Source organism: Microvirga sp. jy35 (assembly GCF_056148915.1).
The window spans coordinates 29,152-49,395 of the sequence record NZ_JBWBEW010000009.1; the positions used below are offsets into that span (position 1 = coordinate 29,152).

Sequence of the window (20,244 nt, forward strand, 5' to 3'; positions counted from 1 at the left end):
TGCATCTCAGGCGCGCGCTGCGACCGGAGCAGGGATCTCGATCTCGATCTCGAGGGTCGAGATGTCCGAATCCCGGTTCATCTTCACCTGAACGTTGTCCTGCTCCACCATCACGTGGCGGCGAACAACGGCCAGGATCTCCTCCCGCAGCTGGGCGACCAGATCGGGCTTGCCCCCGACGATGCCGCGCTCGTGCGCCAGCAGGATCTGCAGGCGCTCGCGCGCCACGGGCGCGGAGGTGCGCCGGTTGAAGAAACTCAGGAGGTTCATGCGGCCCTCCGTCCGAACAGTTTGCCGAACAGGCCCTTCTTGTCGGTCGGGATGGTGAGCTCGACCGTCTCGCCCTTGAGGCGACGCACGGCGTCGAAATAAGCCCGGCCCGGTGCGCTGGCAGGATTGTTGAGCGTCACCGGCGAGCCGACGTTCGACGCCCGCAGAACCTCTTCGCTCTCGGGGATGATGCCGATGAGCGGGATGGAGAGAATCTCCAGCACGTCGTCGACCTTGAGCATCTCGCCGCGCTCCGCGCGGACGGGGTCGTAGCGGGTGAGCAGCAGGTGCTTCTCGATGCGCTCGCCCTTCTCGGCCCGCTCCGTCTTGGAGTCGAGGAGGCCGATGATGCGGTCGGAGTCGCGCACGGAAGACACTTCCGGGTTCGTCACGACCACGGCCACATCCGCATGGCGCATGGCCATCGTGGCGCCGCGCTCGATGCCGGCCGGGCTGTCGCAGATGATCCAGTCGAACTTCTGGCGCAGTTCGTCGAGCACCCGGGCGACGCCCTCTTCAGTCAGCGCGTCCTTGTCGCGGGTCTGCGAGGCGGGAAGCAGCGACAGGTTCTCCAGCCGCTTGTCGCGGATGAGCGCCTGATTGAGCTTCGCATCGCCCTGCACCACGTTGATCAGATCGAACACCACGCGGCGCTCGGCTCCCATCACGAGATCCAGGTTGCGCAGGCCGACGTCGAAATCGATGACGACGACCTTCTCGCCGCCATGCGCCAGCGCCGCGCCCAGAGCTGCCGATGACGTTGTCTTGCCAACGCCACCCTTGCCGGAAGTTACGACCAAGACTTTGGCCATTGTCGTCTCTCTTTCTTTAATCCATGGTTTTCAGGATGATGGAATCGCCATCCAGGTTCACTTGCACGGGCTGACCGAGGAACTTGCCCCCCAGATCGTCAGCGGTCTTGTAGAGCCCATCGATCGCAATCAATTCGGCTTCGAACTTTCTGCAGAAGATGCGGGCTTTGCCGTTGCCCGTGCATCCGGCGATGGCCCGGCCGCGTAAGCTGCCGTAGACATGGATCGACCCGCCTGCGACGATCTCAGAGCCCGAGGCGACGGATCCCAGAACCGTCACATCGCCCTCAGGGTGCAGGATGGACTGGCCCGAGCGCACCGAGCCCTCGATGAGGAGAGACTTTTCCGGCACGGGCGCATCGCCGAAGGGCGAGCCTGCTGCGGCCACGGCTGCGTTGGCTGCGTCCGGCACATCGATGTCGCCGGTGGGCTTTCCGCCGCTGATCTGCGGCGGCATGTCCGCATCGACGTTCTCGGGCGCGGCCCCCTCGAGTCCGATGACCCGGATGTTGCGCATCTTGAAGGCCGCCAGCAGGAACTTCAGCTCGGACTTGGACGGCTTCAGGGAGGAAACGTCGGCAATGATGGGACGCCCGGTGAAAAATCCGGGGGAGCGCTCGGAGACGGCATCGAGATCCTCGAGCCAGTCCCTGAGCGGCACTTCGGGCGCGAGGACCAGGGCCATGAAGGACCTGCCGCGGAAGCGAAGAGACGGACGATTTCGAACGGCAATGGTCACGGGAGTTCAGATTCCTTTAATGCCCTATGATTTCGACCGCTTATGGTTAACGGACGGTTAAAGGGGAGGCAGGGCGCTCATAATTTTCTTAATGCCGCAGCCGATCCGGCACGAAACCTACTCCCGAAATACTGGGGTGGGGGATAAGAAATTCAGCTTCCGCAAGGAATATAAAGATAAAACCTATCTCTTTTTGATTATTCCCTATCACTTCATGAGTACTAATCCGGACGCAAAGCATGATTGACCATGGGTTTCACAAGCATACGATGGCCGTTCTTTCGTTTCGTTTTTTCATTGCTCGATTTCAACTCTTCATAAGCCCTGAGAAAACAAAGCGATCGAACAGACAAACAGCCATAAGGCTCCTCCGGGGAGGACAAGAATGTCGGGTCGGGTTTCCGTTTTCTCATCCATACGTCTTCGTTTCGGTTCTTCCTTCGCCCAAGCCGCTGCCGTCGCGGCCCTCATCGTGTCCGGTCTGACGGCCGCGTCGGCCCAGACAGCACCGACCTTCAATCCGTCTCGGGCGAATGCAGGCACGCTCGGGGTGATCTCAGGCGGCGCGGACGGCACCTACATCCGCATCGCGGCAGACCTCGCCAACGTTCTCGACGGCGAGGATCTGCGCGTGCTGCCGATGATCGGCCGCGGCTCCCTGCAGAACCTTCGCGACATCATGTTCCTGCGCGGCGTCGACATCGGCATCGTGCAGATGGATGCACGCGAGCAGCTCAAGGCAGAGAAGCTCCAGGACAGCGCCGTGCGGCGCCTGCGCTTCATCACCCGCCTCTACAACGAGGAGGTGCACATCATCGCCAGCCGGCAGATCACGGACATCCGGCAGCTCGACGGTCAGAAGGTCAATATCGACAAGGCCGGCAGCGGCACCAACCTGACCTCGCGCCTCATTTTCGAGAAGCTCGGCATCAAGCCCGAGGTGACGACCTTCGATCAGGCCTCGTCCTATGCGAAGCTCAAGTCCGGCGAGATCCAGGCCGCGGTCTACGTGGCCGGGCGACCGGTGCGTGCCATCGCGGAATTCCAGACCGACGGGCGCTTCCACCTTCTGCCGATTCCGTTCGAAGGCGAGATTGCCGAAAGCTACTTCCCGGCGCGCTTTGCCAATGCCGACTATCCCCAGCTCGTCGATGCGGCCAAGCCTGTCGAGACCCTGGCCGTCGGCAGCCTGCTTGCCGTGTTCAACTGGCCAGAGAACTCCGACCGCTACAATCGCGTGAAGCGCTTCGTGGACGCGTTCTTCAGCCGGTTCGACGAGTTCCTGCAGCCCGGACGGCATCCCAAATGGAAGGAGGTCAATCTCGCGGCCGACGTGCCCGGCTGGGAGCGTGTCAAGCCGGCGCAGGATTGGCTCGATCGTGCGGTTGCTGCCCGCACTCCCTCTCCGCAGGTTCAGAGCTTCGAATTCTTCATGAGCAATCGGGGGATCAATGTCTCGGCACAGGAACGGGAAGTTCTGTTCCGTGAGTTCCTGGCCTGGCAGGGCAACCGGGAGCGGGCGCTTCGCAGAGCGACCCAGCAGGATTGACATCGCAGGCAGGACCCGAAGCCGAAGGCTGCTCCTCAAGCCTTCGGTGATCACAGAAGGAGGTCCGACGTGATTGGGTACAGATCATTTCAATCGAAACATTTGCTTACTGCATTACTGACTACGACATGTCTTGGCCTTTCGCTCGTCATTCCCGCAGCCGCACAGGATTCCCCCCGCGTTGATCCCTCTGCCGCGCCCCCTGCGGAGGCGGTGGGCAGCCCCCTCGACAGCGCTCTTGCGCAGAAGAACCTGCAGAATCTTCTACCCCTCCTGCTGACCTCCGCAGATCGGCGTCAGCTTGCGTCCGATCTCGAAGCCTCCATCCGCAAAGGTGACCTGAAAGCGGCCGAGACCAGCCTCAACACGGCCATCGAGGTCGGCACCCTTGCCATCGTTCTCTCCGACCATCTGAACAATCCGGACCTGCTCAAAGCATTGCAGGATCTCAACGTTCAAGACGCTGCCCATCGATCATCCCTGATGCAATCCCCTGCGTCGGCCCCGCCGGAGGCTTGCACGACAGCGGCTGACGTCAGCAGCGCCAACCTGGCCGAACTGCAGGAGGCTCTCGAGCAGGAGCGATCCTACGGCGGGATGATCTCGCTGACGCTGACGGCCCTGATGCAGGAGCACAACGCTCTTTCGGCCCGGCTGGAATCGGACACGGCCTCTCAGGATATCAAGTCGGTCGAGATGCAGCAGGCTCTGCAGCGGGAGCAGGAGCGCAGCGGAATGCTTGAGCAGGAACTGCAACGGCTCAAGGAGGAGCTCCTGACCCTCCAGGCCGCAAGGGAGCAGGCCGCTGCTCCGGCCGAAATCGCCGCCGCGGACGATCGTCTGCGGCAGGAGCGCGAGCAAAACGAACGGACGGCGCGCCAGCTCGCCGTCGCCCTCAAGGACCTGCGCGAGCTGCAGGCTCTCAAGGAAGAGATCGTAGCCTCGGCGACATCCCGGATGTCCGAGCTGGAAAAGGCTCTGGCGCGCGCCCAGATGCGGGACGATGTGCTGATGCAGGAGCTGGTCGCCGCAACGGATGAACTGCGTGCCTTCAAGGAGCCGCGTCAGCCAGGTCCTGCTCCCGTGATGTTCCGGCTGGCAGCGACAGGTGCGGAGCCTCCCCTGGTTTCGCCGCAGCCGGAACCTGTTCCTGCACCGCCTCCACCAACTCCCCCGGCAGCCCAGACGAAGCCCCTGCCTCCTGAAAGCCCGCCGACAGTGCTGGACGCCACGTCGGCACTGCCCGTCAGGGCTCCGGCTCCAGTGGTCGTCGCGGCCTTGCCGGAAAGCATCCAGCCGCTGCCCATGATGAGCGTGCCGCCCCTCAGAGGCGCCCCCCCGGCCACGGCCGAAACCCCAAAGGCGGACGACCGGCTCGTCTCCCGCGCCGAGGAACTCTTCCGCACGGGCGACGTGAGCGGGGCTCGTCTCCTGCTCGAGCGCGCCCTTGCGGGCGGCCATGCCCGAGCGGCCTTCCTGCTGGCCGAAACCTTCGACCCCAATGTGCTCGCGAAGCTCGGAACGATGGGGATCAGGGGTGATGCGGCCAAGGCGCGGGAGTTCTACACGCAGGCCCAGACCCTCGGCATGGCTCAGGCCCGGGAACGGTTGGAGGCCTTGCGATAGGCTAAGAAGGCCGCTGAGCTACCCGGACCCTAGAACGGCACCCACTCTCCGCCTTCGGTCAGCGAATCCACCGCGCGCTCGAGGGCGGTGCCGGCATCGAGCAGTTGCTGCGCCGTCTGCTGGATCTGCAAGGGAGGGCCGGGCAGGTCTGCCACGTGCTCCGTCAGGTCCCGGACCCGCTCGATGAGTTCGATCAGATCGGCCGCGAGTGCAGCCCTCTCCTCTGCTTCCGCAGCAGGGGACCTGCCCGGCTTCAGGCGGGGGGCGAGAGGGATCACGTTCGACATGGACTGAAAATCTTCTTTTGTTCTGCCGAGGGCAATGGACTGCCCCTGCGTGATCCACAGCAAACCGCAGCCATAAGGCCCGCCACGCTTCTTGGCGACACCTTTTTCACAGACTCAGCCACTCTCGGATGCTCTATCCTGCGCCTTGACTCCATTATATTGGATAGTCATTCTAGCTTTATGGAAAACGCCTCAGCTATAGGCCTGCATCTTGCCGTGCGCCTGCGCGACCTCCGCACGGGAGCGGGCATGACCCTCGACGGCTTGGCGGAGCGCACAGGCGTCAGCCGTTCCATGATCTCCCTGATCGAGCGCGGCGAAAGCAGCCCGACGGCGGCCGTTCTCGACAAGCTCGCGGCAGGACTCGGCGTCACCTTAGCGTCCCTCTTCGCAGAACAGGCGGACGCCGCCGCCACTCCCCTGTCGCGCCGCGCTGACCAGCGGGTCTGGCGCGACCCGGAGAGCGGCTACATGCGGCGCAACCTGTCCGCGCCAGGCTTCCTCTCCCCTATCGAGCTGGTGGAGGTGGTCCTCCCTCCCGGTGCGCGGGTGGGTTATGATACCGGCCATCGCGCCGCGACCGTTCATCAGCAGATCTGGATCGTCGAAGGCTCCATCGAGCTCACACTCGGCGAGGGGGTCTATCGCCTCGACCCAGGTGACTGCCTCTCCATGCGGCTCGACCAGCCGACTCTCTTCCGCAACCCGACCGATGCTCCTGCCCGCTACGTGGTGGCCCTGGCCACCGATCCGCGTGCCGGTTCGAACCCCTACCGTTGAGACAGAACCTATGAGAGACCTCGTCACCATCCGGCCGCTCACCCCGCAGGAAGCCCGCGAGCAGATCGGCGCCCTGTCGGCCGTTCTGATCGACTGCGTCGAAGGGGGCGCGTCGGTCAGCTTCATGTCCCCTCTGACCCGGGACAGGGCTGACGCCTTTTGGCGAGAAGTCGCCGAAGGCGTTGCTGCCGGGGAGCGGATCCTGCTCGTCGCGCAGGACCCGTCCACCGACAGGGTTGTCGGCACCGTCCAGGTCATCCTCAGGCAGCCCGAGAATCAGCCTCATCGGGCCGACATCGCCAAGATGCTGGTCCACAGCCAAGCCCGGAGGCGGGGCGTCGGCGCCGCCCTGATGCGGGCAGCCGAAGAGGCGGCTGCGAAAGCCGGCAAGACCGTGCTCGTGCTCGACACGGTGACCGGCGGCGATGCGGAGCGCCTGTATGAGCGGGTCGGCTGGGTGAGGTCGGGCACCATCCCGAACTATGCCCTCTGGCCGAGAGGAGGGTTCTGCGACACGACCGTGTTCTACAAGCAGCTTTCCGCCGCCTGACCGACCGTCCGGCGAGTCCCCTGATTGCGCTCGCCGGGCGTCCATCCTATGGCTATACGATCATCCCGTGGGGCATAGCCTGCCGTAACCGCCCCGTCGATCCATCCTGCCCTGCCGTCTTCATTACCAGACTGATCATCATGGAATTGTCCACTGCGGCGTTGCTGGCCGCCTCGGGCCTCGCGGCCGGCCTCGTCAACGCCATTGCGGGCGGCGGCACCTTCTTCACCTTCTCGGCTCTTGTGGCCGCAGGTCTTCCGCCCGTCGTGGCCAATGCCACCAGTGCCGTGGCCGTGACGCCGGCCAATCTCTCCAGCGCCTGGGCCTACCGGCGGGAACTCGCAGCCAATGCCCGGCGCTTCGCGGCGCTCGGGATCGTCAGCCTCATCGGCGGCCTGGGCGGAGCGTATATCCTCACCGTCACCAACAACGATGCCTTCCGGCTGCTCGTGCCGTGGCTCTTGCTGTTCGCAACCCTGCTCTTTGCCGCCAGCCCGAAGATCGTCGCGCTGGCGCGCGCCATCGGCAAGCACGAGGGCGACCACCCCTCCACGAAGGCCTGGGCTGCCGGTCTCGCCTTTCAGACGGGTGTGGCCGTCTATGGCGGCTTCTTCGGCGCGGGCATGGGCATCGTCATGCTGGCGGCGCTCGCCATCACCGAGGGCGACGACTTCCATCTGATCAATTCCGCCAAGCATCTCTGCTCCACGCTGATCCAACTCGTGGCTGTCGTACTGTTCATCATCGCGGGTCTCGTGAGCTGGCCGGAGACGGTCATCGTCGGCACAGCCTCCGTGATCGGCGGCTATCTCGGCGTGGTCTTCGGCCGGCGCCTGCCGGCGAGCATGATCCGCTGGCTCGTCATTGCCGTGGGGGCTGCACTGACACTGTATTTCTTTATCCGCTGAATTCGATAACCATATTCGAAATAGCCCGATCCCAAGCGGCTTTTTGCCGGCCGCTGCCCGATTCACGCCACAACCATGCTCCTTCCTGCACCACTCGATTCTGAGCTTTCGCAAAAAGGAAATGACCGTGGCTGAATCCCAAAACATGTCAGGACTCGACGGAACGCAATCGGTGAGCGCCCTCGGCCTGCGGTGGGCTGCCTTGCGCGGCATGCTGAACTCGCCGCTGATCATGGTCGAGGAACAGCGGCCGCTGCGGGATGAGTTGTTGCGCGAACTCTCCACCATCGAGCAGGATTTCAGCGACCTGCCCTCGCGCAACACCATGGAGGTCTCGGCAAAGCTCGATATCGCCAAATCCGCCTTGCGCGAGCGCATTCAGAACGGAGAAACCTGGCTGATCGATCTGATCGACAGCATCCAGGCCGATCTTCATTCGCTGCATGCGAAGGCGCCGGCCGCAGCAACCCATTCGACAAGCCGCTCGCCCGCCAATCTCAGCCGACCCCAGCAGCAGCGCTCCGAGGAGACGGCCAATACGCCTTCAACGGCGGAGGCGAGCACGTCGTCCGCTGCATGATGAAATGACGCCGCGCCTGATCCGTTCGGGCGCGGCGCATGAATGCAGACCGCAACGTTCCTGCGCTACACGAGACCCGGATCGATTGCGCTCTTCGTCTCGAGCCAAGCCGGAACAGGCAGGTTCTTGGCGCGCAGGAAATCGGGATTGAAGAGCTTGGACTGGTAGCGCGTGCCGGAATCGCAGAGCACGGTGACGATGGTGTGCCCAGGTCCCAGATGCTTTGCGAGCCGGATCGCACCCGCAACATTGATGCCCGACGACCCGCCGAGGCAGAGTCCCTCGTGCGCCAGCAGGTCGAAGATGATCGGCAGCGCCTCCTCGTCGGGAATCTGGAATGCCACGTCGATCGGCGCGCCTTCCAGGTTCCCCGTCACCCGTCCCTGGCCGATCCCCTCGGTAATCGACGTTCCTGCCGCCTTGAGCTCGCCCGTATGAACCCAGCTCGCGATGGCGGAGCCCATCGGATCGGCAAGAGCTATCGTGATCTTCGGGTTGCGCTCCTTCAATGCCATGCCGACGCCCGCGAGGGTACCGCCGGTGCCGACCGCACTGACGAAGCCGTCCACCCTGCCGTCCGTCTGCTCCCAGATCTCCGGTCCCGTGGTGTCGATATGCGCCTGCCGGTTGGCCACGTTGTCGAACTGATTGGCCCAGATGGCACCATTCGGCTCTTCTTTCGCCAAACGCTCCGCCAAGCGGCCCGAGACCTTCACGTAGTTGTTGGGATTGGCATAGGGCACGGCCGGCACCTCGATCAGCTCGGCGCCCGCAAGCCGCAGCATGTCCTTCTTCTCCTGGCTTTGCGTCTCCGGGATCACGATCACGGTCCTGAAGCCCATCGCATTGGCCACGAGCGCCAGGCCGATGCCGGTATTGCCCGCCGTCCCCTCGACGATGATTCCGCCGGGGCGCAAGGCCCCGCGGCTGACCGCATCCCGGATGATGAAGAGCGCAGCCCGGTCCTTCACCGACTGACCTGGATTCATGAACTCGGCCTTGCCCAGAATGGTGCAGCCGGTGAGCTCAGAGGCATGGCGCAGCCTGATCAGGGGCGTGTTGCCGATGGCGGCGGGAATGTCGGGTGTAATCATCGAGGGCTCGTCATGGCTGGAGAACAGGGCGGCTCCTTACGAAGCGCAGTCGCGCTGCGCAAGACACGGGGCCAAGACACGGGGCAAGAGATGGGGGTGGTCTTAGGATGCTGCCTTCACCGCGCTCCTGGCCTGCGCGATCACGCCTGTCACCGTCTCATAGGGTTGAGCTCCGGAGACCAAGTAGGCCTGCGCCCCGGCGGTGACGATCAGGGCGGGAACGCCGGAAATGCCGATCTGCCGTGCCAGCTTCTCATCCTCCAGCACCCGCTCCTCATGACGCCCGCTTTCCAAAGCGGTGCGCAATCCATCCTCGTCAAGCCCGACGGCTCGCCCGATTTCGATCAGAACCTCAAGGTCGGCGAGGTCGCGCCCGTCCTCGAAGAAGGCCTTGAACAGGGCGTGGTTCATGGCATCGAGCAGGCCTGCCTCGCGGGCGAATTCAGCTGCCTGGTGGGCCTTGCGGCTGCGGGGCTGGACCGGCGGCAAGCTCATCATGTCGAGGCCCCGTTCTCGAGCCATCGGGTAGACGGACTGGCTCCAGACCCGGTGCAGGTATTCCGCGTTCGGGTCGAGCGTCGGCTCCGGCTCGGGACGCAGCTCGAAGGAGCGCCAGTCGATCTCGACCATCTCACCGAGATTGGCCTTGATTCTCTCCAGGATCGGCCGTTCCAGATAGCAGAATGGGCAGACATAGTCGCTCCAGACCAGGATCCGGACAGGATTGTCGTTTGGCATCGGCGTGCTCCCTTCCAGAACCTGGTCGGTCCTCACCTGAGTGACAACGCATCAGAGGTTCGCAGGTTTTCCTGCGCCCGCCTCATCGGGCCTGAGGGACCCGATCAATTCACCGAGCGCCTGGAAGTCGCTCGCCCGAGAGGAGTTGCGGCGCCAGGCCAGCCCGACAATGCGCATGGGCGGCTCTTCGGGGAACGCGATCAGCGCCACCCGCTGCCGGTCCACCTCACTCTTGGCACATAATTCCGGAAGCAGCGTGATTCCATGACCCGCCGCCACCATCTGCATGATGGTTGTCAGCGAGGCGGCGCCCAGCGCCTTGCGGGCCTGCATGTTGGCGATCTGGCAGAACTGAAGCGCCTGATCGCGCAGGCAATGCCCCTCCTCCAGCAGCAGGAGCCGCTCCCGCCCGATGCGGGCGCGCAGGTCACCCGCCCTCCACCCGGGAGCCGCCTGACTCTGGACGGCGATGAGGAAGCGATCCTCGAAGAGCGGCATGGTTTCGAGCTGCGGCTGCTGCACCGGCAGGGCGACGAGCACGGCATCCAGCTCGCCCCGGACCAATTCCTCCACGAGGGCGTTCGTCTGCGTCTCGCGGATTTGAAGGTCGAGGTGCGGATAGTGCTGCGTGGCCTCGGTCAGAATGTCCGGCAGCAGGTAGGGCGCGACCGAAGGAATGATTCCGAGACGAAGGGGTCCGGTGAGGACGCCTTGATGCTGGCGCGCGCAATCGGAAAGCTCCCGCACCTGGCTGAGTATCGCCTCGGCCCGCGCCGCAATCTCCTGCCCGGCTGGAGTCACTGCCATGGCGCTACCGCGGCGCTCGACGAGCTCGACGCCGAGCTCCCGCTCCAGCTCCTTGATCTGCATGGAAAGGGCTGGCTGCGTGACGGCGCATAGATCGGCCGCCATGCCGAAATGCTTCGTCCTGGCCAATGCTGCGAAGTAACGGAGTTGCCGGAAGGTGACCATGCGATAAGAATATCTGATCGCTGTCTGTAATCAATACAATTGGATCTGATCGGCCAGTCCCGGCATGGTCTGCCCCTCAAAAGGGACGACCATGACAAAAACAACCACAATGACCACCACGGCCGGGGCGCCGATCGCCGACAACCAGAACAGCCTGTCCGCCGGCTCCCGCGGCCCGCTGCTGCTGCAGGATTACCAGCTCATCGAGAAGCTCGTCCACCAGAACCGGGAGCGCATTCCGGAGCGCGTGGTGCACGCCAAGGGCTCGGCCGCGTACGGCACCCTGACCATCACCAACGACATCACCCAGTATTCGAAGGCGAAGGTCTTCTCGCAGATCGGCAAGCAGACGGAGGTGTTTCTGCGCTTCTCGACGGTCGCCGGCGAGCGCGGCGCGGCCGATGCGGAGCGCGACGTGCGCGGCTTCGCCCTGAAGGTCTACACGGAAGAGGGCAACTGGGACATCGTCGGCAACAACACGCCGGTGTTCTTCGTCCGCGATCCGGTCAAGTTCCCCGATTTCATCCGCACGCAGAAGCGCCATCCCGCCACGAACCTGCGCTCGCCGACTGCCATGTGGGACTTCTGGTCCCTCAGCCCCGAGACCCTGCATCAGGTGACGATCCTGTTCTCGGATCGCGGCCTGCCGCAGGGCTACCGCTTCATGCACGGCTTCGGCTCGCACACCTACTCGTTCATCAACGAGGCCGGTGAGCGCTTCTGGGTGAAGTTCCACTTCAAGTCCATGCAGGGCATCCAGACCTGGACGAACCGCGAGGCCGAGGCCGTGGTGGCCAAGGACCGCGAGAGCGCTCAGCGCGACCTCTACGAGGCGATTGAGGGCGGCAGCTTCCCGCGCTGGAAGTTCTGCGTGCAGATCATGCCCGAAATGGATGCGGAGAAAACCTCCTACAACCCGTTCGACGTCACCAAGGTGTGGCCGCATGCGGAGTATCCGCTGATCGAGGTCGGCGTGCTCGAGCTCAACCGGAATGCGCAGCACTACTTCGCGGAAGTGGAGCAGTCCTCGTTCTCGCCGTCGAACATCGTGCCCGGCATCGGCTTCTCGCCGGACAAGATGCTGCAGGGCCGCATCTTCGCCTATGCGGATGCGCACCGCTACCGGGTCGGCACCCATTACGAGGCGCTTCCCGTCAACCGCCCGCGCTGCCCGGTGCATCACTACCATGCCGACGGCGGCATGCTGTTCGACATCCCGAACCGGGGTGAGGCCTATTACGAGCCGAACTCCTTCAACGGTCCGGTGCAGACGCCCCGCGCCGCGGAGCCGCCGCTGAAGATCTCGGGCGACGCCGACCGCTACGATCACCGGGCCGGCAACGACGACTACAAGCAGCCGGGCGACCTGTTCCGACTCATGACCCCGGACGAGCAGAGCCAGCTCATGGACAACATCGCGGAGGCGATGCAGGGCGTGCCGCAGGACATCGTGCGCCGCCAGATCGTGCACTTCTACCTCGCCGACAAGGCCTACGGCCTCGGCGTGGCGGACCGCATGGGCCTCAAGGGCGCCGTGATGATCCAGGCTGCGGAATAAACTAAGGCCGTAGGGGGCAAAGCGAGCGGCTCTGGAGATAGCCGGGGCCGTTTTTTATTCTCTAGATGTCAGTTCACAATTCTCGACGTCATGGCCGGCCTTGTGCCGGCCATCTCGATCGGAAGAGCACCGCGTCGCAAACGATCGGGATCACCGGCACGAGGCCGGTGATGACGTGGGGAGAAACCGTCAGCGCTTCAGGTTGATACTAAATCAACCCCTCACCCTGCAGGAACGGGTTGGTCTGCCGCTCCTGGCCGATGGTGCTCATGGGACCATGGCCGCAGATGAAGGCGATGTCGTCGCCGAGGGGCAGGAGCTTGTCCTTGATCGAGCGGATCAGCGCTTTGCCGTCGCCGCCGGGAAGGTCCGTGCGCCCGACGGAGCCCTGGAACAGCACGTCGCCGACAAGAGCAAAGCGCTGATCCTTTGACACGAGGACGACGCTGCCCGGTGAGTGGCCGGGGCAATGGAGCACGTCGAGGGTGAGATCTCCGACCGTGACCGTGTCTTGTTCGTTGAGCCAGCGGTCGGGCGTGACGGCGCGCGCCTCGAACCCGTAGGTGCGTCCCTGCTCCGCGAGCCGGTCGAGCAGGAATCGGTCGGCCTCGTGCGGCCCTTCAATCGGTACGCCAAGCTCCTCCCGCAACTCTGCGGCGCCGCCGGCGTGATCGATATGGCCATGGGTGAGGATGATCTTCTCGACCGTGACGCCGTTCTGCGCAATGGCTTGCTTGATATGGTCTAGATCGCCGCCAGGATCGACCACGGCGGCCTTCTTGGTCTTCTCGCACCAGAGCAGCGTGCAGTTCTGCTGGAACGGCGTCACGGGAATGATGGCGGCGCGGACGTCTGGCACGGTGGATTCCTTCATCTGATCGGGAACAGACATAGGCCCTGGGCGGACTGGTGGGAAGGCGCGTGATCACGGGTGCTTCACTTGACCTTCCGACACCCCGGTTCACATAGTCCCCTCATCGAATCATAAGCGAGGACACGAGCATGGAAACCAGGGCCGCCGTGGCGTGGGAGGCTGGCAAGCCGCTCACCATCGAGACCATCCGCATCGAAGGCCCGAAGGCCGGCGAGGTGCTCGTGGAGGTGATGGCCACGGGGGTGTGCCACACGGATGCCTATACGCTCTCAGGCCTTGATTCGGAGGGCAAGTTCCCGGCGATCCTCGGCCATGAGGGCGCAGGCATCGTGCGCGAGGTCGGCCCCGGCGTCACCACCCTGAAGCCCGGCGATCACGTGATCCCGCTCTACACGCCCGAATGCCGTAGCTGCAAATCCTGCCTGTCGCGCCGCACCAATCTGTGCACCGCCATCCGATCCACGCAAGGGCAGGGCCTCATGCCGGACGGAACCTCGCGCTTCCGCTGCGACAGCGAGACGGTGTTCCACTATATGGGCTGCTCGACGTTTGCGAACTTCACCGTGCTGCCGGAGATCGCGCTCGCCAAGGTGCGCCAGGACGCGCCTTTCGACAAGATCTGCTACATCGGCTGCGGCGTCACCACAGGCATCGGCGCGGTGATCTACACCGCCAAAGTGTGGCCCGGCGCGAACGTGGTGGTGTTCGGCCTCGGCGGCATCGGGCTGAACGTGATCCAGGGCGCCCGCATGGTAGGCGCCGACAGGATCATCGGCGTCGACATCAACCCGTCCAAGGTCGAGATGGCGAAGAAGTTCGGCATGACCGACTTCATCAACCCGAAGGAGATCGGCAACGACAAGGTCGTGCAGGCGATCGTCGATCTTACGGGCGGCGGCGCGGACTTCTCGTTCGACGCCACCGGCAACACGGACGTGATGCGCCAGGCGCTCGAATGCTGCCATCGCGGCTGGGGCGAGAGCATCATCATCGGGGTGGCGGAAGCCGGCCGAGAAATCGCCACCCGTCCGTTCCAGCTCGTCACCGGGCGCGTCTGGAAGGGCACGGCGTTCGGCGGCGCGCGCGGGCGCACGGACGTGCCGAAGATCGTGGACTGGTACATGGAGGGCAAGATCAACATCGACGACCTGATCACCCACACCATGCCGCTCGACGAGATCAACACAGCCTTCGACCTCATGCACGAAGGCAAGTCCATCCGCTCGGTCGTGGTCTACTGATCGGGAGAGGGATGTTGAGCTTCGAGACCGTCTCGCAATCGCGCTGCTTCGGCGGCACGCAAGTCGTCTACCGCCATGTTTCCCGTGAAACATCCACGCCCATGCGGCTGGCGGTCTTCGTGCCGCCGCAGGCACAGGACGCGAAGGTGCCGGTTTTGTGGTTCCTCTCCGGGCTCACCTGCACGGAGGAGAACTTCACCGTGAAGGCGGGCGCGCAGCGGGCCGCATCGGAGCTCGGCCTGATGCTGATTGCCCCCGACACCAGCCCCCGCGGCGAGGGGGTGCCCGACGATCCGGAAGGCGCTTACGATTTCGGCCTCGGGGCCGGCTTCTACGTGGATGCGGTAGAGATGCCTTTCGCAAAGCACTACCGCATGCGCTCCTACATCGAACGCGAGCTGCCGGATCTCATTGCGGAAAGCCTGCCGGCGGACATGAGCCGCCAGGGCATCACCGGCCATTCCATGGGCGGACACGGGGCGCTCACTATTGCGCTTCGCAATCCGGTTCGCTTCAAGGCGGTCTCGGCCTTTGCGCCCATCGCCTCGCCGATGAACTGCCCCTGGGGCGAGAAGGCCCTGTCGGGCTATATCGGCCCCGAACGCTCGGCCTGGCGCGATTACGATGCCTGCGCGCTGATTGAAGGGGGCGCCCGCCTGCCCGACCTCCTGGTCGACCAGGGCACCGCCGACAGCTTTCTCGAAAGCCAGCTCAAGCCGCACCTGCTGGAGGAGGCCTGCGCCAGGGCCGGTCAGCCCCTGACCCTGCGCCGGCAGGAAGGCTACGACCATTCCTACTTCTTCATCGCGAGCTTCATCGAGAGCCACCTGCGGTGGCATGCCGAGCGCCTCGGCGTCTAAGAGACTGACCCGCAGTCTATCTCTGTCGTCATCACCGGCCTTGTGCCGGTGATCTTGATCTGAAAAGCGCGGCGCTTCATGGATTGGGATGGCCGGGCCTGACCCGGCCATGACGTGGAGGGTGTCATTCTCGGACAAACTCTGAATGACCGGAACTTGCAAAACTGTTTTAAGCCTTCCCGAACAGATCGGGGTGCCGGAGCTGGAGGGCTTGGATGAGAATCAGGGTTTTCATATCCGTGACGGCGCCCTGCTGCAGCATGCCTATCAGCTCGTCGAAGCCGATCTCCAGCACCTCGATGTCCTCGTGCTCGTCCGCGAGCCCGCCGCCCTCCTCCACCCGATCGGCGGCCGTATAGGGGGCCAGGAACAGGTGCAGGCGCTCGGTCGTGATGCCGGGAGCCGACCAGGCTTTTCCCACCGGCTCCAATGTTTGGACCCGCAGGCCGGCCTCCTCCATGGCTTCGCGTCTGGCGCAGGCCTCGGGCTCATCCTCGTCAAGCAGGCCGGCCACGGCCTCCAGGAAGTCCTGGCGCCCCTCCACATGCATGACAGGCGCACGGAACTGGCGGATCAGGATGACCTTGCGAGCCTGCCGGTCATAGGGCAGCACGGCCGCCGCATCGGCGCTGTTGAGGATCTCCCGCACCATGGTGCGGCCGTCCGGCATCTGAACCGTGAGCTTGAGAAGCTTGCGCCAGCCCTCGTAGACGGTTTCGACCTGATTGATCTTGTAGCCTGCCACGTCCTGCTCTCTCCTGTTCGACGGCACTCGACCTGTGACAACACGCGAAACGCTCAAGTTATCCCTTATCCCGTGATGAAGCTTAAGAGCAGTCTCATGCGTTAAGGCAAGACACCGCCACGGAGAGTAGCGTGCTCGAGGATCTGGTTTCCGCCATCAGGACAAAGCAGGCGATCCTGTTCGCCGGTGCCGGCGTCTCCATGACCGTCGGTCTGCCCTCCTGGAGCACCCTGATCGAGCACATCGCCGACGAGCTGAAGATCGACCTGTCGGACTTCAAGGAGATGGACCTCAACTATCTGACGCTGGCGGAATATTACCGGCTCAAGCAGGGCAGCATCGGGCCCCTGCGCAGCTGGATGGACCGGAACTGGACCATTCCCGAGGAGACCCTGAAGAAGTCGCGGGTCCACGAACTGATCTGCAAGCTGGACTTCCCGATCGTCTACACCACGAACTTCGACCGGAATCTGGAAACCGCCTATGACCTGCACGGCAAGGACTACGTGAAGATCGTCAACGCCAAGGACATTGCCCGCGTCCGTGAGGGCCTGCCGCAGATCGTGAAGTACCACGGCGACTTCGACGACGACGGCTCCATCGTGATCGCCGAGACGGATTATCTGGAGCGCCTGTCCTTCGAATCGCCCCTGGACATCAAGTTCCGCTCCGATTCGCTGGGCAAGACCATCCTGTTCATCGGCTACAGCATGACGGATCTCAATATCCGCTTCCTGATGCACCGGCTCTGGAAGACCTGGGCCGGGTCTGGCTACGAGCGCGACCGGCCGCAATCCTACGTGTTCATGCTGCGCGCCAACCCCGTCGAGCAGGCCGTTCTGGAGCAATGGGGCCTGCAGGTGCTCATGGAGAAGGAATGCCCGCCGGAGAAGGCGCTCGAGAAGTTCCTCACCAAGCTCAGCAAGGCCGTCGAGAAGGACGAGGCCGGCGTCTGATTGGCACCGGCACTGCCTTGTGCCAATGTGCCGGCCCTCATGGTTGCAAGATGATTTCATGGCTGCCGCAGAAAAACGCCGTCTATCGCTCCGCGATGTCCTGACCGACGGGCGCATCGCGCTCATGCTGCCCTTGGGGTTTTCCTCGGGCCTGCCCTTCCTGCTGGTCTTCAGCACCCTGTCGGCCTGGCTGCGGGAGGCCGGCATCTCCCGCACCGAGATCGGGATGCTGAGCTGGGTGGCTCTGGCCTATTCCTTCAAGTTCCTCTGGGCTCCCATCGTCGACCGCTACGACGTGCCGGGGCTGTCGGCCCTGCTCGGACGCCGGCGCGGCTGGATGGCCCTGTCGCAGATCGTCGTCGCCCTGGGGCTTGTGGGCATCGCATCCAGCAGTCCGCAGACGAGCCTTACCCTCACCATCGCGTCGGCGCTCCTGGTCGCCTTTGCGTCGGCCACGCAGGACGTGGTGGTCGATGGCTGGCGCATCGACGTGGCCTCCACCGAGCGCCAGGGCATGATGGCCGCCTCCTATCAGCTCGGCTACCGGCTTGCGCTCATCTGCGCAGGCGCGGGCGCGCTCTACATCGCCGAGTTCGTGAACTGGCGCAGCGCTTATCTTGCCATGGCCGTTCTCATGGGCGTGGGCCTCATGGGCACGCTCCTGGCCCCGCGCGGCAACGAGAGCGCGGTGCGTGAGCGCCTTCCGTTCAGCGCGGCGATCACCGAGCCGCTGGCGGATCTGTTCCGGCGCAAGGGGCTGATCCTCATCCCGATTCTCGCCCTCATCGCCTGCTTCCGCCTGCCGGATTTCGTCGCCGGCGTCATGGCGAACCCGCTCTACATCGACCTCGGCTTCTCCAAGACCGACATTGCCGACGTGTCGAAGCTCTACGGCATCTGGGTCGGCATCGCCGGCGCCTTCGCGGGCGGCCTGGCGCTGACGAGGCTCGGCCTGTGGTGGACGCTGCTGATCGGTGCCGTGATCGCCGCCTCGTCGAACCTGATGTTCGCCTGGCTTGCCTTCGAGGGGGCCGACAAGCTCCTGTTCATCCTCTCGATCAGCATCGACAACTTCGCCTCGGGCTTCGCCGGCTCCGCGCTCATCGCCTACATGTCGGGCCTGACCTCGCCGGGCTTTGCCGCCACGCAATACGCGCTCCTGAGCTCGCTCTACGCCCTGCCGGGCAAGCTCATCGGCGGCGCGTCCGGGGCGGTGGTGGACGCCTACGGCTATCCGCTCCTCTTCACCGCCACGGCCAGCATCGGAATCCCGCTGGTGATCCTGTGCTTCGTGGTGAGGCGGGATACGATGAAGACGGTGGCCGAGAGGGATGAGATGATTGAGGAGGCAGCGCCAGCCGTTGGCGTGGGATCGAGAGCCTGACGTCTAGTGTCATCCCGGGCTGGACAGCAGAACCCGGTATCGTTGGACGAAGGAAGCGCTAGGCACGGATGGCGATCCCGGATCCCCTCCGGCGTCCGGGATGACGCATCATCAAGCTGTGATTAAACCCAGCCGCCATCCACGAGATAGGTCTGGGCCGACATGGCGCTGGAATCGTCAGACCCTAAGAACAGCGTGAAGTTGGCAATGTCCTGCGGCACGAGCTTGCGCTTCACGCATTGGCGCTTGAGCAGTTCCGCCTCGCCCTCCGGTGTGAGCCACAGGTCGATCTGGCGCTGGGTCATGATCCAGCCCGGCACCACGCAGTTGACGCGGATGTTCCTGTCCCCGAGCTCCCGCGCCAGCGCGCGGGTGAGGCCCACCACGGCGGATTTGGCGGTCTTGTAGGCCGCAAACGAATCGTCGCTCACCATGTAGCTCGTGGAGCCCATGTTGATGATCGAGCCGCCGCCTGCTTTCTCCATGTCCGGCAGCACGGCCTGGGCCGCGAAGAACTGGTGGTCGAGATTGGTGGCGAAGCGCTCGCGCCAGTATTCCGGCGTCACCTGATCGATGGTGTGGCGATCGTCTCGCGCCGCATTGTTGACGAGAATGGTGATAGGGCCGATTGCCTCGCCCGCGCGCCGGATCGCCGCCTGAAAGGCGGGAATGTCGCGCACGTCGCTGTGCTCGAAATGTACGCCCTCGCCGAGCTCCTGCGCCAGCGCCTGGCCCGCCTCGGCGTTGTAGTCGAGGATGGCGACCTTGCTGCCCTGCGCATGGAACGAACGCGCGATGCTCTCGCCGATGCCGCTGGCGCCGCCGGTGATGAGAACGGACTTGCCTTTCAGGGAGCCGTAAAGGGTCTGGGTCATGGAACTCTCTTTTTGATGTCAATAAGGCGCTATAAGGGACGCGCCGGCTCGCAGCCGGTCAACTCGCGCCCGGCCCCGGCGTTGCGCCCGGCGGGCATTTTCCCAGGATGATCATGCCGAGCACCTCGTCCTGCGTCACGTCCTGCACATTGGCGGAACCGACGAGCTTGCCGTTCTTCATCACGCTCACCCGGTCGGCGAGACCGAACACGTCGTGGATGTCGTGGCTGATGAGGAAGATGCCGATGCCCTCCTTCTTCAGCTGCAGCACGAGATCGGCTACCTGCTGCGTCTCGGCGGGGCCGAGCGCCGCCGTGGGCTCGTCCATGATGAGCACGCGGGCGTTGAAGTAGATGGCGCGTGCGATCGCCACCGATTGCCGCTGACCGCCGGAGAGCGCCTTCACGGGCTCCTTGAAGCGGCGGAAATGCGGGTTGAGGCGCGCCATCACCTTGCGGGTCTCGGCCTCCATCGTCGCATCGTCGAGGGTGCCGTAGGGGGTGAGCACCTCGCGTCCGAGGAAGATGTTGCCGGCCGCGTCGATGTTGTCGGCAAGCGCCAGGGTCTGGTAGATCGTTTCGATGCCGTAGCGCTTGGCGTCCCGCGGCGTCGCAATGTCCGCATGCTCGCCGTTCACGTAGATCTCGCCCGCATCGGGCTTGTAGGCGCCGGACAAGATTTTGATCAGCGTCGACTTGCCGGCGCCGTTGTGGCCGAGCAGGCCCACCACTTCGCCGGGGCGCAGATCGACCGACACGTCGTCCACGGCCTTGATGCCGCCGAAGGCGATGGAGATGTTGCGCATTTCGACGAGAGGCGTCGTTCCGTTCGGTTGCATGATGCGCT

At 64.2% G+C, this 20,244-nt stretch carries 22 protein-coding genes; 11 read left to right on the forward strand and 11 right to left on the reverse strand.

Going from position 1 to position 20,244, the window contains the following annotated elements; all coding sequences use genetic code 11:
- Positions 1–6: 6 nt before the first annotated feature.
- The 3 genes from minE to minC are packed head-to-tail and all read right to left on the reverse strand — an operon-like array spanning position 7 to position 1,767.
- Positions 7–270, reverse strand: coding sequence for a cell division topological specificity factor MinE (gene minE / locus AC0QTX_RS09455; RefSeq protein ID WP_036354060.1), 264 nt, complete (start codon positions 268–270; stop codon positions 7–9).
- Positions 267–1,082 (reverse strand): septum site-determining protein MinD, encoded by an 816-nt coding sequence (gene minD, locus AC0QTX_RS09460; RefSeq protein ID WP_203441603.1) that lies wholly within the window; start codon positions 1,080–1,082, stop codon positions 267–269. The genes minE and minD overlap by 4 nt, the downstream gene beginning before the upstream one ends.
- Before the next feature lie 16 nt (positions 1,083–1,098).
- Entirely contained in the window at positions 1,099–1,767 is a 669-nt protein-coding gene (gene minC / locus AC0QTX_RS09465; protein WP_474603584.1) for a septum site-determining protein MinC, read from the reverse strand.
- 439 nt (positions 1,768–2,206) lie between these two features.
- On the opposite strand from minC, the gene AC0QTX_RS09470 reads away from it, so the two are divergent.
- On the forward strand, positions 2,207–3,370 hold the full coding sequence (locus tag AC0QTX_RS09470) for a TAXI family TRAP transporter solute-binding subunit (RefSeq protein ID WP_474603585.1): 1,164 nt from the start codon (positions 2,207–2,209) through the stop codon (positions 3,368–3,370).
- A gap of 213 nt (positions 3,371–3,583) precedes the next feature.
- Positions 3,584–4,996, forward strand: coding sequence for a hypothetical protein (locus AC0QTX_RS09475; RefSeq protein ID WP_474603586.1), 1,413 nt, complete (start codon positions 3,584–3,586; stop codon positions 4,994–4,996).
- 29 nt (positions 4,997–5,025) lie between these two features.
- Here the strand turns inward: AC0QTX_RS09475 and AC0QTX_RS09480 are convergent, their stop codons facing one another.
- Entirely contained in the window at positions 5,026–5,283 is a 258-nt protein-coding gene (locus tag AC0QTX_RS09480) for a hypothetical protein (protein ID WP_474603587.1), read from the reverse strand.
- A gap of 180 nt (positions 5,284–5,463) precedes the next feature.
- Here AC0QTX_RS09480 and AC0QTX_RS09485 point away from each other — a divergent pair, with 180 nt between their 5' ends.
- The 4 genes from AC0QTX_RS09485 to AC0QTX_RS09500 all read left to right on the forward strand — a co-directional run bounded on the left by AC0QTX_RS09485 (position 5,464) and on the right by AC0QTX_RS09500 (position 8,101).
- On the forward strand, positions 5,464–6,063 hold the full coding sequence (locus AC0QTX_RS09485; protein WP_474603588.1) for a helix-turn-helix domain-containing protein: 600 nt from the start codon (positions 5,464–5,466) through the stop codon (positions 6,061–6,063).
- 10 nt (positions 6,064–6,073) lie between these two features.
- Positions 6,074–6,613: an N-acetyltransferase family protein gene (locus AC0QTX_RS09490; RefSeq protein ID WP_474603589.1), complete on the forward strand. Its 540-nt coding sequence runs from the start codon at positions 6,074–6,076 to the stop codon at positions 6,611–6,613.
- Between the two features lie 140 nt (positions 6,614–6,753).
- Entirely contained in the window at positions 6,754–7,521 is a 768-nt protein-coding gene (locus AC0QTX_RS09495) for a sulfite exporter TauE/SafE family protein (protein ID WP_474603590.1), read from the forward strand.
- Positions 7,522–7,648: 127 nt separating this feature from the next.
- Positions 7,649–8,101: a hypothetical protein gene (locus AC0QTX_RS09500; RefSeq protein WP_474603591.1), complete on the forward strand. Its 453-nt coding sequence runs from the start codon at positions 7,649–7,651 to the stop codon at positions 8,099–8,101.
- Between the two features lie 65 nt (positions 8,102–8,166).
- On the opposite strand, the gene AC0QTX_RS09505 is transcribed toward AC0QTX_RS09500, so the two are convergent.
- From AC0QTX_RS09505 to AC0QTX_RS09515, 3 genes are all read right to left on the reverse strand, one after another.
- Entirely contained in the window at positions 8,167–9,195 is a 1,029-nt protein-coding gene (locus tag AC0QTX_RS09505) for a cysteine synthase A (protein WP_474603592.1), read from the reverse strand.
- A gap of 102 nt (positions 9,196–9,297) precedes the next feature.
- Entirely contained in the window at positions 9,298–9,933 is a 636-nt protein-coding gene (locus AC0QTX_RS09510; RefSeq protein ID WP_474603593.1) for a DsbA family oxidoreductase, read from the reverse strand.
- A gap of 51 nt (positions 9,934–9,984) precedes the next feature.
- On the reverse strand, positions 9,985–10,905 hold the full coding sequence (locus AC0QTX_RS09515) for a hydrogen peroxide-inducible genes activator (RefSeq protein ID WP_474603594.1): 921 nt from the start codon (positions 10,903–10,905) through the stop codon (positions 9,985–9,987).
- A 91-nt stretch (positions 10,906–10,996) separates the two neighbouring features.
- On the opposite strand from AC0QTX_RS09515, the gene AC0QTX_RS09520 reads away from it, so the two are divergent.
- Positions 10,997–12,463, forward strand: coding sequence for a catalase (locus AC0QTX_RS09520; protein WP_474603595.1), 1,467 nt, complete (start codon positions 10,997–10,999; stop codon positions 12,461–12,463).
- A gap of 208 nt (positions 12,464–12,671) precedes the next feature.
- Here the strand turns inward: AC0QTX_RS09520 and AC0QTX_RS09525 are convergent, their stop codons facing one another.
- Positions 12,672–13,337, reverse strand: coding sequence for an MBL fold metallo-hydrolase (locus AC0QTX_RS09525; protein ID WP_474603596.1), 666 nt, complete (start codon positions 13,335–13,337; stop codon positions 12,672–12,674).
- Positions 13,338–13,465: 128 nt separating this feature from the next.
- On the opposite strand from AC0QTX_RS09525, the gene AC0QTX_RS09530 reads away from it, so the two are divergent.
- The gene (locus AC0QTX_RS09530; RefSeq protein ID WP_474603597.1) at positions 13,466–14,578 is read left to right on the forward strand and encodes an S-(hydroxymethyl)glutathione dehydrogenase/class III alcohol dehydrogenase; all 1,113 of its coding nucleotides are present in this window, start codon (positions 13,466–13,468) and stop codon (positions 14,576–14,578) included.
- A gap of 14 nt (positions 14,579–14,592) precedes the next feature.
- Entirely contained in the window at positions 14,593–15,438 is an 846-nt protein-coding gene (gene fghA / locus AC0QTX_RS09535) for an S-formylglutathione hydrolase (protein ID WP_474603698.1), read from the forward strand.
- A 169-nt stretch (positions 15,439–15,607) separates the two neighbouring features.
- Here the strand turns inward: fghA and AC0QTX_RS09540 are convergent, their stop codons facing one another.
- Positions 15,608–16,183, reverse strand: coding sequence for an NUDIX domain-containing protein (locus AC0QTX_RS09540; protein WP_474603598.1), 576 nt, complete (start codon positions 16,181–16,183; stop codon positions 15,608–15,610).
- 131 nt (positions 16,184–16,314) lie between these two features.
- Between AC0QTX_RS09540 and AC0QTX_RS09545 the strand changes: the two genes are divergently transcribed.
- Together AC0QTX_RS09545 and AC0QTX_RS09550 are read left to right on the forward strand one after the other, a co-directional pair.
- The gene (locus AC0QTX_RS09545; RefSeq protein WP_474603599.1) at positions 16,315–17,139 is read left to right on the forward strand and encodes an SIR2 family NAD-dependent protein deacylase; all 825 of its coding nucleotides are present in this window, start codon (positions 16,315–16,317) and stop codon (positions 17,137–17,139) included.
- 58 nt (positions 17,140–17,197) lie between these two features.
- The gene (locus AC0QTX_RS09550) at positions 17,198–18,523 is read left to right on the forward strand and encodes an AmpG family muropeptide MFS transporter (RefSeq protein ID WP_474603600.1); all 1,326 of its coding nucleotides are present in this window, start codon (positions 17,198–17,200) and stop codon (positions 18,521–18,523) included.
- A 122-nt stretch (positions 18,524–18,645) separates the two neighbouring features.
- On the opposite strand, the gene AC0QTX_RS09555 is transcribed toward AC0QTX_RS09550, so the two are convergent.
- Both AC0QTX_RS09555 and AC0QTX_RS09560 read right to left on the reverse strand, forming a co-directional pair.
- A complete protein-coding gene (locus AC0QTX_RS09555) occupies positions 18,646–19,398 on the reverse strand; it encodes an SDR family NAD(P)-dependent oxidoreductase (RefSeq protein WP_474603601.1) in 753 nt (250 codons plus the stop codon).
- A gap of 58 nt (positions 19,399–19,456) precedes the next feature.
- Positions 19,457–20,236: an ATP-binding cassette domain-containing protein gene (locus AC0QTX_RS09560; protein ID WP_474603602.1), complete on the reverse strand. Its 780-nt coding sequence runs from the start codon at positions 20,234–20,236 to the stop codon at positions 19,457–19,459.
- Between the last annotated feature and the right edge of the window lie 8 nt (positions 20,237–20,244).